Origin of the sequence: Duganella sp. Root1480D1 (assembly GCF_001427305.1) — a bacterium.
Lineage (GTDB): Bacteria > Pseudomonadota > Gammaproteobacteria > Burkholderiales > Burkholderiaceae_D > Rugamonas.
Window position 1 is genome coordinate 217,744 of the sequence record NZ_LMFZ01000012.1, and the last position, 12,601, is coordinate 230,344.

The following is a 12,601-nucleotide window of genomic DNA, read 5'->3' on the forward strand; positions in this document are numbered from 1 at the left end:
TCTAACAGAAAAAGATTACTCCATTTATAATCTATTGCCATTTTTGTACGCAGAATTGGCCGCGCTTTGGCACGCAGCCGAACGCGAGCAAGCCAATCGCTAGGATCTCTACTCATGAAATTGAATAATCTGCCTGCTTTATCGGCAGGTCTGCTTCCGCTCGGAACATTGGCCGGCGCTAACCGCCCGATTCGACTGCGCTTGCCCGACACGCGGGAAGACCTGCTGCTGGTCAAACATGTGAGCGGAACAGAAACCATCTGCGGTGGCATTGAATACAGCTTGCTCTGTGTGTCGGCTGAGGTGGGCCTTCCGCTCAAGCAGTTCATCGCCAGCCCGGTCGAGTTGCAATTTGTAACCGACACTGGCGGGCTGCGTTCTGTGTGTGGCATCGTCGCTTCCGTCGTCGAAGGTCAAGGTGATGGCGGCCTGGCTACCTACCAGTTGATCGTGCGCGATGCTTTGTCCCTACTGGAAAAGTCCAGCAATACGCGCGTCTTCCGCAACGCCAGCGAAATCGATATCACCAACACCATCCTGCGCGAATGGCGCGAAGCCAATCCCGCTGTGGCGCGCACGTTCCAATTCGACCTGGGCCACCTGAAAACCTATCCAGCGCGCGAATTCACCATGCAGTACAACGAGTCGACCTCGGATTTCCTGCAGCGCCTCTGGAAGCGCCGCGGTATTGCCTGGTTCATCCGTCCTAGCGCCGCCAGTGACCACGCCAGCAACGAGACTCCAGCCCATACCCTGGTCTTGTTCGACGATGCCATGTCGCTGGCGGAAAATGCGGCCGGAGCCATCCGCTATCATCGCGACGACGGCACTGAGCAACGCGACACGATCACTGCCTGGCATGCCGTGCGGCGACTGACTCCCGGAATCGTCAACCGCCGCTCCTGGGACTACGCGCAAGCTTGGTCGATGGGCAGCCAGAACCTCAATGAGATTGACCAAGGCAAACTTGGCAACCAGTTCGCGAACGGCCTTGACGACTACTTGGTCGACGTACCGCATGCCGGCGACAATGATGCCGATTACCGCAGCCTGGGCACTCTTCGCATGCAGCGCCACGAGTATGAATCCAAGTTCTTCCAGGGCGAAGGCAGCGACCGCAATATGTGCGTCGGCCAGTGGAACCGGGTGACAGGCCATCCGGAACTCGATACGCATCCCGAGGAGCAGCGCGAGTTTGTGATTACCGAACTGCGCGTCGAGGCCGAAAACAACTTGCCAAAGGCATTCGAAGACCGCGCACGCCGCCTGTTTGCACTCAATCACTGGCGTAACGACAGCAGTGGCCTTGAGCAGGCCAGCGCCGAACGCGGCGTGCGTTACACCAATCGCTTCACCTGCGTCCGGCGCGGCATACCTATCGTGCCACACTACGATCCACGCGTGGACCTACCGCGCACCGAAGCGCAAAGCGTCACGGTGGTTGGTCCCACCAACGAGGAGATCCACTGCGACGCACTGGGTCGTGTCAAAATCCGCTTTGCCGGTTGCCGCGACGAAGACCATGAGCACGCCAACGGCGCCGGCGCGTCTGACAGTGAGCGTGATTCAGCGTGGGTGCGCGTGGCCAGCGGCTGGGCCAGCGCCCAGTATGGCGCCATCTCCCTGCCACGCGCGGGCGACGAAGTGATCTGCGTCTTCCTCGGCGGCGATCCGGACAAGCCATTGATCATCGGCCGAGTACACGGCGGCAAGACCACCCCGCCATCGTTCAGCCACCGCAGCCGCCTGCCTGGCGACAAATACCTGTCCGGCATCAAGAGCAAGGAAGTCAAGGCGCAGCGCTACAACCAACTTCGCATGGATGACACTCCAGGACAGATCAGCGCCCAACTGGCCAGCGAGCATGGGCACAGTCAACTGAATTTGGGCTACCTGACGCATCCGCGCACCGACGGCGAGGCCGATCCGCGCGGCGAGGGTTTCGAGCTGGCCACCAATGACAGTGGCGCGATCCGCACCGCCAAGTCCCTCTTGATCTCAGCCTGGAAGCGGCTGGATGCCTGCGGCAACCAATTGAGCAGCGACGAACACCTGGCCCTGATGCAGGATTGCCTGAACCTGTTCAAGTCGCTTGGCCAGTACGCCGCCGAGCATCAGGGCTTGGCGCTCGATCCCGAGCCGCAAACTGAACTCAAAGAACACGTGGATGCAGCGGCGGGCGGCAGCAATACCGACCGCCAGCGCGACGGCGGCCAGCCGACGCTCAGCATGACTGCACCAGCCGGCATCGCCCTCAGCACCCCCAAGACGATGGTTAGCTACGCAGGCGTGAATGTCGACACGGTGGCCCAGCAACATTTGCAATTCACCAGCGGCCAGCGCTTCAACCTCAACGCGGGCAAAGGAATATCGCTGTTCTCGCACATGGACGGCATCACCCAGGTGGCGCACAAAGGCAAATTCCTGCTGCAAAGCCAGTTGGACGATATCCAGATCAATTCCGCCAAAGACATCAAGATCACCGCATCCAAACGCTTGATCATCATGGCCGAAGATGAGGTGACCCTGATGGTGAGCGGAGGCGCCTACCTGACGCTGAAAGGCGGCAATGCCGAAATCGGCGGCCCCGGACCTCTCACGGTGAAGACCGATGGTCACCACTGGAACGGCCCTGCGAGCGCTACAACCGAGCTGCCGAAGTTCGAATCGGGCGACTTTGGCCGTGTTCCGCGCCTGCTTCGCGCTACCGACGGCAAGCCAGTGGAAGGCATGCAGTTGCATGTCGAGCGTGTTGGCGATAGCCCGATGACGGGCCGGAGTGATGGCGCCGGTACCGGCGAAAAAATCGTGGCCGACCGCCTACAGCAAATCAAGGCCATCTTCTATCGTCCGCGCAAGTGAAGCGCACCCCGAATTAGCCTGGAAATCGCATCAATGACGAAGCCCTTATCTTTCGACAGTCCGTTTGAAGACCCCTGTAACCTGATCGTCGGCGCCAAGAGTGGTGTCTGCCTGGTCGATCCAAAACACCTCGATGTCATCGCACAGATGCCGCTGCCAGGCATCACCATCTTCGTCCATGGTGTCAATTCTGACGGCGAGTGGTATACGCAATCGGAAGATGGCTTGTGCAAAGGCCTGAACGATCGCCTCAAACGCAATGAGGGCCAGATCGTCTATGCCACGCCAGAAGGTGGTCAACTGCGACCGGCCAAATATTTAGACGAGTTGACGCCAGACGGCTTCATAAATCCCAAGATGACCGATAAAACCTTTGTATCCAGCGAAGGCAGCTTCTCCCCGGTCATCCACTTTCGTTGGGGGTACAAGGCCAGCAGCGAAGAACTGCAGGCCTTCGGTGACTCCATCTATCTCAACGAGCAGAATTACTGGGGCGGTGGCCCGTTTGCCAACGGCTGCACCTCGCTGCCCGATCTTTGGGGCAGCGGCATCGACGACAGCCTGTTCTTGTGGCTGCACATCCAGCACATGAACCCCACAAATGATCGCCTGGTCTATTCCACGCCGCCGCGTCCGTATTATGTATTGGCCGCGCTACGTCTGGCGAAGCTGGTCGAGTCGATCCGCAAGAAGCAGGCCGACACCCCCATTACCATCGTCTGCCATAGCCAGGGTAACATGATCGGCATCGCAGCCGCCTTTCTCGGTGACCGCCTCGATCCAGTGACCGATGCAACCGGCAAGACCGGCAACTGCGTGGCCGACACCTATGTGCTGTGTAACCCGCCGTATAGCTTGCTACAAAAGAACGCCACCCAGACGTGGGCGGAACGTGGCATGGAAGATCCGGAGGGTAAGCATGGCCGCACCAGCGGGGAGGCCCGGTACAAGACCATGGCCGCATTCTTCGAGATCATCCGCAAGCAATCGAATTACGAGCAACCTGCCGCCGCCATTGATGAGTTGATGAAAAACGAGGCACATGGTTTCGACGCGCGAGGCGATCGCAACAAATTTGGGTACGGTGACAAGCTATCCACACTCGGCCGCGTAACGCTGTATTTCAACCCGCACGACCAAGTGATTTCGTCCACCACTATCCAAGGCATCGGCTGGCGCGGCCTGAGCCAGCAGGAGATCAACGCGACCAATGGTCATGGCGTCTTCAGCCAGCGGGTGTTCGCGCAGGGATTCAAAGTTGGCGAACAAGGACACTATGATTTTGCGCAGGCAATGAAGGATCGCGGGATTACAGAATTCTGGCACCCGCCTTCGCCGAAAGCGAAGTACTCGTTGTCCAAGGGCCTGGCTGCAAACACGAACATCTTCGGCAAAGTGTTGACGATTGCCAGCGCCCCAGTGATGATCGTGGCGACATCCATCGCCCGTACCGCGATCAACGGAGACCCTCCCAAGGGCTGGAAGACGCCGTTAACAGCGCCCAACCTGCCGGAATCGTTCTTGCCGGTAGCACTACGCTTCGGCCAGACTTGCAGCGATTTCGATCAAGACTACGACATGCCAGGCGAATCGCGCGACCAACACCGCATCCGCAATGCTGACGATCCGTACGCCGGGGACCGCAATGTTCCGCGTGGTGGTACCGAGGGAGAAGCGCACAAGCAAACCGATGCGGCACAAGGCGATGCGTCTACCGAGGCTAGCTTGCGCTATGAACACCACGCAATGTTGCGGATGCAGGCAAAGCGCGAAGGACTCTATAAAAATGGAGAGAAAGTGATTGAAGAAGATGATCCGACCGCCACCGGCACAGAATACAATGCCTGGCGCACAAAAAAGATCAAAGAAAGCCTAGCGGATAACATAGACACGCACGCAACGGACCACTCGACCATCATGACCAATGGCATGCATGCGCAGAAGGCACTTGCGTACGATGTCGCCGTAGGTGTGTGTCACATCAGTGAAAAAGAGATGAACACGTTTAGAAAGGTCGCCGACTGGCGCTTCCTCGACGGCCTCAACGACATCGATCCAAACAAGGACTTTAAGGAGTACTTCAAGACCGGCCTATTTCGAAATGTTCCGGTCCCTAAGTGGGCAAATGAAACGCCGGAGGGCATGATGCCAGCTAAGATTGTCAATCAACGCGGCTTCTTCGCTAAAGTCCCCAAAGGTGCCCAATGAAATTCTTAGCTCAGACCCATCAGCGTCGCGTTGCTTGCGCCTTGGTCGCGTTCGTATTTGCGATACTCGCTGCCCTCTTTCTTACAAGAGCTTCTAATTTATCTGCGCCGCATGTACTATCAGATGGAGACCTTATGAATCGCTTTCTTCTTTTCCCTGCTCTGTTTGCGGCAGGCGTAATGGCATTGCTTAGCGTCAGTGCGTCAGCATCGAGCCAGACGACTGCCGTTGCGGTCGCGCCAGCAGTACCTCAGCCTGCCAGACCGTTCCAGGCTCAAGTCGTTGGACTACAATGGCTCAACCCACTGCAACGCCGCGACTATCCGACTGAGTGGCAATTGCTTTGGACCTTGGGATTAGCTCAGCCCAACAAAGACGATGATATGGTGAAGTCTGATCCCAAGACATTTTCTAAGCTTCAAGCGATCGGAATTATCGCCAATGGAAATGATGGTGAGGAAACCTTCAAGGGATATCACCACAAGTACGTCGAAGCATTGACGGCGCGCTTCCATGACATCTATTTCTCTAGCTCGACATACTTCTATAACGCACATTCACTTACGGACAAGAAGACTTGGCGTGAATTGGCCGGCATTCATATCGAATACGCTCTTCCTGAAGGACGACTAGACCCGGTTGAAGCAGCAAACTACCTGCGAAACGACATCATTTCTACTTTCAGTATTGGTAATAAGGCAGTTCCCAACGCTTGGAGCCGAGACACACCGCCTGATGTCCGCGTGACTATGGGCGGCGCGAACGCCGGCTTCACGTCGTTGGCAGCGGGCCTGGACTACTTGCAAGCACATCCGAACGAGACCGTCTGGGTGATGAATTGGGACGCCCCGAGCTTCCCCCCAAAGGACGAGCAAATTAACGAAAACATGGTCATGCTGGTACTGGCAGGACCAGACTACAATACAGAGCGCGCTCCGTTGGCATGGATCGGTTACCCAGCCACCAAAAAAGTAGGTGACTTCGAAGCACAGAAGGGCCAGCCCCCACGCCAGATCCAGGCTTGGAAAGCTGCAGTTGAAATGGCAGCGCGCAACGCTGGCAAACAGGATAGCGACATTGGGTACGTAATCCACGACGCAAACAACAGTCATCCCGCGTCGTCCGAACGCATCGGCGCCTTGGCCCAGACGCTCACGACGGAACTGGTGGATTTCGACTTCACGAAGCAGACCTTCAATACACCGGCCCTCCTGGGCGAGATGGGCGCTGGTACTGCACTGACCAACGTAGCACTTGGCATCGCCTATGCCAATCACATCGGCAAAACTGTACTGGTGGCCGGTACCACCAACGCCGAGCATCCGATGGCAGTCTTGGTGAGCCCGCCCGCCAAGGTGCGGCCTATCGATTCGAACGCCCCATGGTTCCGCGCCCGCGGCGGCGGCAGTGCGTTCCTGCCATGGTGGGGCTTGCGTCACGACGCCAAGCCGGCCTCGCAAGGGTATTCGAGGTGAATGAGGCACGGTCATGCATGGAGTGATCCGCCTGAACGACCCGACCAGCCACGGTGGCGTCGTCATTAGCGCAGCACCTAACTCAAAGGTACATGGCATTGCTGTCGCCCGCAAGGGTGACAGCTGCACCTGCCCGGTACCTGGCCATGGCGTTTGCATAATCGTTGAAGGAGATCCAATGGTGCTAATCGACGGTATCCCGGCGGCTTTCGACGGTCATAAGACCAGTTGCGGCGCCACCCTTATCTCCACCGCCCCTAAGAGCACGCGCGGGTAGAAATCGTAGTGTATTGACTCGTGAAAGGCGCTCGTCCAACGCCTCGACCGTCAAAAGCCCGCATTTATCCAGACTACCCAGTGCCATCTGATGCTGAATCTATGAATCGAATTTTCCCCTCGCCAGCCCGTCTTACCAGTGTGTTGACATTATTCAGCCTCCTTGCATGTGGTTCTACGCAGAACGTACCCAGCGCAGCGATGGCAGTGCGGCGGAATCTTGAACCGTTTCAGGCCCAAGTCGTTGGGCTGCAGTGGCTCAACCCGCTTCAGCGACGCGACTACCCTACTGAATGGCAGTTGCTGTGGACCCTAGGACTGGCGCAGCCCAACAAAGATGACGACATGGTGAAATCTGACCCTAAAAAATTCACCAAACTTCAAGCAATTGGAATTATTGCCAACGGCAATAACGGCAGAGAGAGTTTCGAGGGATATCATGAGAAGTTTGTCAGCGCTTTGACGGTACGCTTTCATGACATCTACTTTTCCAGCTCAACGTATTTTTACAACGCACATTCGCTGAAGGACAAGAAAACATGGCGTGAATTGGCAGGGATACACGTTGAATACGCTCTCCCAGAAGGCAGCTCAACCCGTTTGTGGTTGACCGCCAGGCCAGACTGCCGCACCTTCAGATAAATCATTCCGGAGCCATAGCGCCGATGCCTTTGGGCTAGCGCCACAATTTGCGCTCTCAGCGCCACATTTCGGTCCGGTGCCGGCTGGTAGCGATAGGCGCTGGCGCTCATGCCGATTGCCCGCAAGGCTCGACGTTCACTCAGGCCCTGTTGTGTCATATGACGCACCAGCTCTCGGCGTGACGGTGCGCCTACCACTTTTTTCGCAAAACTTCGCGCGTGACCTCATTCTCCAGCATCGATTCGGCCAATAGCTTTTTCAACCGGGCATTCTCGACTTCCAGCTCCTTCAATCGCTTGGCGTCAGGTACGCTCATGCCACCGAACTTACTGCGCCACAGGTAGTAACTGGCCTCTGAGAAGCCGTGCTGGCGGCACAGATCCTTGATGGGCATTCCGGCGTCGGCTTGCCGCAGGAAGCCAATGATCTGCTCTTCAGTGAATCGTTTCTTCATGTTCAATCTCCTAACTACGTGATTGAACTCTAAATCGCCGTGCTACTCAAATCGGGGGAGACGTCGAGCCTTATAGAAGGCCAATAGCACGGCGATTTCTCGACGCTCCGCTAGGCACGCTGCATTTGAAATCCTAGCGATAGCATTTGATATCGAAAACTTCAAGTGCACGCACTGGAACAACGCCTGGCGTTCGATTGTGCTCCTCGATAATCAATTGTGCCTGCCCCCTAAGATACGCAATCAACTCCTCGAACTTCTGGCGGCGCTTGTCGTTGACGTCCCACGTTCTCTCCTCAAGCCGAAATAAGACAAGAACGCCATGTGAGCTGTTATACCCTTTAAGATACTGACCCAATATTTGGGTGCGAAGCGTATCGACCAGTTCTGCTGCGCTATACCTCCCGTCTGAATCTAGCGGCTTAATCTCTACACAGACGACATATTTGTTGCTTGTCGAAAGCTGGATATCAGTCTTCTTGTCATCATCGACTTCCTCCTCTCTTTGCACATTGAAGCGCGCAAGCGGGACACGCTCAGAAAGGCGCGCGGCAAGCCAAAGTTGCACATCCTTCTCGCGCATTTTCGGCCTGAATAGATTCCTATCGCTGAACGGCCCTTCCTCCACACCGCGTTTGATCTCCCCCAACCTTGCTAGAACCTGCTGGAGCAACTGGTCAGCGGAATTTGCCTCCGTTTCGAATCCATCGATCAGCGCCTGCACTTGGTCGAAGCTTGTGAGCGCTTCAACTTCCGCAACCTGTGATGCATGACCCAATTGCTCAGACCAAAGCCACTGACTTGTAGAATGATCTGGCTCGATCTCGGCTAGCTTAGCCAACGCTCGGTTTGCTCCTTCGCTTGGTACTTTTTTAACGATGTTGGGAATGCGCCCGACCAACGACTCAACCGTTGACGTTCGAAATGGAAATGCGTCGTCCAGGTTCTTTGCATATGGTCGGAAGAGCGCATAAATTTCAACAAGAAGGTTCAAGCGCTCATCGCCATCAATTGCCAACGCTGCCTCAAGATTTCCTATATTCTCCGAAAATTGAGTGACGAGCGACTGTCCTCCATCGTTTGCAGACTCAACGCGGGCTTTGAACCACGACCATGCATCTTCAGGTGCACTATACAGCCACCGGCGAAGCCAGCCGATATCGATCACTTCGCTGCTGCCCGAATCCTTGACTCTTTCACTGGCTAGCGTTGCTCGCTCTGAAGCAGACAGAATATTCAACTCCGCCATCGCATCCCATATTCCCTTTCTAAGCATAGGGTGCGTGACATCATCCGAAACTACGGCTCCTTTCAGTTTGTTGAGCAATGGACGCTGGATCTCGTGTGGGGCTCCCAACAAGAACCGGATAGCGCTATGAGCTGCCTTACCAGCCTGCTCGGTTTCAGCCTCTCGCAAAACCCATTGCTCTAGCGCTTCCACAATTGCCGCTTCGTTGCCAGGCAAGACAGAATCGAAAGTGGACGATGGGCCATTGGGATACCAAACTTCGAGGCGGGCGATTTTGGAAATATCACTCACATCTAATGCACTTCTACGCGCCACAAGAATTTGAGAGCCCGCCGTCGCAAGCAGTAGGCGCCATGGCACCGAGCCATCCGGGTAGTTCGATGGATCATCTACATCGTAGCCTTTAAAGTGCTTGATCAGACCAACTGCAAGAGCATCAGCTATGTGTCTTCCGAACTTTTCTGCGACCTCATCTAAATCTACTTCTTCGAAGAATTTGCTACGTAAGTCGTGAAGAATGTACTGCGTCAACTTGAGCAAAGCATTGTATTCTGCGTTCTCAATAGCTGGCAGTTCATTCGTGATCAGCTCAATATCGAGCTCCTTCTGCCTTGCTCTTTCGAGCTTCTCTTCCTCTTGCTCAGCAAGGTACGCCTGATGTTCGCCTGAGAATTTTCCTTCCTGTTCTTGAAACCCCAGAATATACGTCGAGCGCTCCTCCTCGTAGGGCGGGACGATAAAGCGTTGCAACGCCTCTGACTTGAGAGACGCCTCGTAACATAAGCCCACTAGACGAACGCCGGCTTTGAACCAGGCCCTGTTTACTTCTGCGGGCAATGTCGTGAGGTTCGCTTTCGAAACAACTTCTTCCAAGTCCTCCTTTTCGAGGCCCACCAAGCAGACATCATGGAAGAGACTTGATCTTCCCTTCACTTCGTCTCGTAGCGCAACCTCATTCAGAAGATGCCAGCGAAGAACGTCATTTCTCGCGATCAGCACTTTCACCTTCTTGAATTCATCCAAAGGAGCATAGTTGGTGCGGCGCAGACGTTCTGCCTCCCAAGCGGCGGAAACGCATACGCCGATATCAACCTCCGTGCCTGGGAACAGTTCAAGAGCACGTTCGAACACATCTGAGAAAGCGGCATATATCCAAGGCGGCTGCAACATCTCTGACGCTCGCACAGGATCTAGCCGACTTGGCAAAGATTCCAACAGCGCTTGCAATGCAAGCAGTGCGATCTCGAACTCACTTTCCTCGCTCAGAACCTCGCCAAAGGCTCTTGCCATAGGCCCACCAATTCCTTCTTCAGGTTCTGCCTGTGAAATCAAATTCTTCAATTCATCCAGCGAGAACCGCCGTAGCCCAATGGCTTCCAACAGCTCTGCGATCAACTTGTTATTCTTCGCGAAGTCCCCTGCAAGAAGCTTCGTTTTAAGGTCGCTTAGCTGCTCTTGCGTCCCAACTTTCCCCAGTGCTGTTACAGCTTGGCGATATATGTAGCCGGTAGGTGATGTTTTCTCCAAAATGCGCTGGATTTCCGCATTGCAGCCAGCGACCTCTCCTTGATAAATGTAGGTAAGTACTGTTCCACACGCCGCATCATTTTCTGAGAAGTGCACGAGCATCGAAGGAAGAAAGGTCGGACGCAAGGCCGCGCAAACCCGCGCCATCTCGGCACCACTGTTGAACCAATCCCGATGCCAACCTTGTGATAGCTTGGTTAGATATCCTTTAAACGCTAGTTCGGCGGTAGGTGCATCCCACCGAGATGGATCACCGTCGAAGACGAATACCTCAGGATGTTTCGTCGCGACCCATCGCCGAATTTCATGATCCAAGGAACATGCCCAACTTAGGCCATAACGACGTGCAGGTATCAACACCGACTTGCCATACTGCTCCCGTACAAATAGACGCATCAGGCGTTCAAGCGGAACACCACCGGCCCTCCTGGCCGCAACCCATCGGCCAAAAAGATACTCACGCGTTGAACGATGATTGAACGTAAAACACTGAAAAGACGATAGGTCAAAGGCAGCTGTACCCAATAGTCGTTTGATCTCTTGAGAGTTCCATTCGCGCAGCAGCTCCGTTGCATTCAAGCTGGCTCGATTGGAAGTGACCTTTATCGAAATATCCTTCGTCGCAGAGACCTCCATCGCCATAGCGACCAATTCTGCTCCGGATTGTGCACGATCCGCTGATAGGGTAGCGACCCTATCGGAATACGATTCATTTTCCTCGCTCAATCGTCGTTCCACATGCGCGCGCATAAGCTCGGTGTAGCTGGACAGCTTCTGATTACTATTCCAATACTCCACCAGCCATGCAAGATCGCGAGGACTAACTGCCATCGCCGAGTAGTTCCCGCCATGCACAGCGTCCCAAAAGTCAGATTCATTTATAACGTTGAAGTGACGAGACAATTTTACTTGTTCGGTTCGCGAAAGCGGCTCGAGCACAAGCGGTTCAACCTCTTCGACCTGAGGAAGTACGGCGTAGCCCGAAGCAAAATCATTTTGATTTGAAATGACATACTGCGCCGAGCACAGAGGTTGTGTCAGCAAGCTGTGCACTGCATCTCGGACCTCGGGCACAGCCCAATCATAAAACCGACTGGAGAGAAAGATCTGTGTTCGATGAAGCTGCTTCTTTAATCGACGATGTACCCCAAGAAGTGCTTTTCTAAAATCATTAGGGTCACTCAATCTCGCTTCGTCGATTGAGTCTAAGAAGAAGATCCCTTTTCCACTTGCGTTCGCCTCCCATTTCTCCAGGCGCGCCTCCTCAATAGGATCTATGTTCCAACTATCGCCATCGATCTGACATAGCGGCACAAACAAAGTAAACGCGTTCTCCGCCATTTCAGTTGCTCGCAACCTGAACTCTGTTGTCTTCCCGATGCCTGGGGAACCGAGGATAACGACTACTGGCTTCGTTAGCTGCTCCCATTTGAGCCCGATACGATCATTATGAAATTGCTTTGCCATTGCATCGAGATCGTCAACTTCTGAGTAGCGACGAAATTCACGTACAAGTGAGACTGTTTTGGTCATCATGAGCAGGTTGGGGACGGCTATCGCGCCGACACTTTTGACAAGGAGTGCTCTTATTTTACATAGCCCACAACCCATGAAAAAAAACTCATCAAAACAGGTAGTTAAGATAGTGAATCTTGAATATTCCACTCGCAACGCGACAGGGTTTTACCCTGTCAAATCAGGCACATACAGAAAAATTAGCCCTTTACATCTCACGCTGGATAAGGCTAGACTTCAGCCGTCAGCAAACAACGCATTGAGAAACTCAATGCGGGGGCAACCAATTATTTGGCTGTTCTTGACCATGGAAGAAGGCTCACCCATTTAACTCGCTGTTGATGGGATGCCGCCTTCCGGGCGAAATCGAGTGATGAGCCGCACGGGGCGGTT

General features: G+C 54.7%; 6 protein-coding genes and 1 pseudogene. 5 read left to right on the top strand and 2 right to left on the bottom strand.

The window, feature by feature from the left end:
- Positions 1-114: 114 nt before the first annotated feature.
- The 5 genes from ASD58_RS13480 to ASD58_RS31645 all read left to right on the top strand — a co-directional run bounded on the left by ASD58_RS13480 (position 115) and on the right by ASD58_RS31645 (position 7,463).
- Positions 115-2,862 (top strand): type VI secretion system Vgr family protein, encoded by a 2,748-nt coding sequence (locus tag ASD58_RS13480; RefSeq protein ID WP_082565399.1) that lies wholly within the window; start codon positions 115-117, stop codon positions 2,860-2,862.
- 33 nt (positions 2,863-2,895) lie between these two features.
- Positions 2,896-5,070, top strand: a complete 2,175-nt coding sequence (locus ASD58_RS13485) for a hypothetical protein (protein WP_057261677.1) — start codon at positions 2,896-2,898, stop codon at positions 5,068-5,070.
- On the top strand, positions 5,067-6,545 hold the full coding sequence (locus ASD58_RS13490; RefSeq protein WP_082565400.1) for a virulence factor: 1,479 nt from the start codon (positions 5,067-5,069) through the stop codon (positions 6,543-6,545). Before ASD58_RS13485 ends, ASD58_RS13490 begins: the two co-directional genes overlap by 4 nt.
- Before the next feature lie 13 nt (positions 6,546-6,558).
- Positions 6,559-6,822: a PAAR domain-containing protein gene (locus ASD58_RS13495; RefSeq protein ID WP_057261678.1), complete on the top strand. Its 264-nt coding sequence runs from the start codon at positions 6,559-6,561 to the stop codon at positions 6,820-6,822.
- A 101-nt stretch (positions 6,823-6,923) separates the two neighbouring features.
- Entirely contained in the window at positions 6,924-7,463 is a 540-nt protein-coding gene (locus ASD58_RS31645; protein WP_162253012.1) for a hypothetical protein, read from the top strand.
- On the opposite strand, the pseudogene ASD58_RS31225 reads toward ASD58_RS31645, so the two are convergent.
- Positions 7,412-7,917 (bottom strand): annotated as a pseudogene (locus tag ASD58_RS31225) (transposase); the annotation flags it as partial. The gene ASD58_RS31645 and the pseudogene ASD58_RS31225 sit on opposite strands and share 52 nt — an antisense overlap.
- Positions 7,918-8,050: 133 nt before the next feature.
- Positions 8,051-12,358, bottom strand: a complete 4,308-nt coding sequence (locus ASD58_RS13510; protein WP_156401272.1) for an ATP-binding protein — start codon at positions 12,356-12,358, stop codon at positions 8,051-8,053.
- Between the last annotated feature and the right edge of the window lie 243 nt (positions 12,359-12,601).

What these genes read in the sequence shown, in the direction of transcription:
- ASD58_RS13480 (WP_082565399.1), top strand. Translation starts at nt 115, where the DNA reads ATGAAATTGAATAATCTGCCTGCTTTATCGGCAGGTCTGCTTCCGCTC.
- ASD58_RS13485 (WP_057261677.1), top strand. Translation starts at nt 2,896, where the DNA reads ATGACGAAGCCCTTATCTTTCGACAGTCCGTTTGAAGACCCCTGTAAC.
- ASD58_RS13490 (WP_082565400.1), top strand. Translation starts at nt 5,067, where the DNA reads ATGAAATTCTTAGCTCAGACCCATCAGCGTCGCGTTGCTTGCGCCTTG.
- ASD58_RS13495 (WP_057261678.1), top strand. Translation starts at nt 6,559, where the DNA reads ATGCATGGAGTGATCCGCCTGAACGACCCGACCAGCCACGGTGGCGTC.
- ASD58_RS31645 (WP_162253012.1), top strand. Translation starts at nt 6,924, where the DNA reads ATGAATCGAATTTTCCCCTCGCCAGCCCGTCTTACCAGTGTGTTGACA.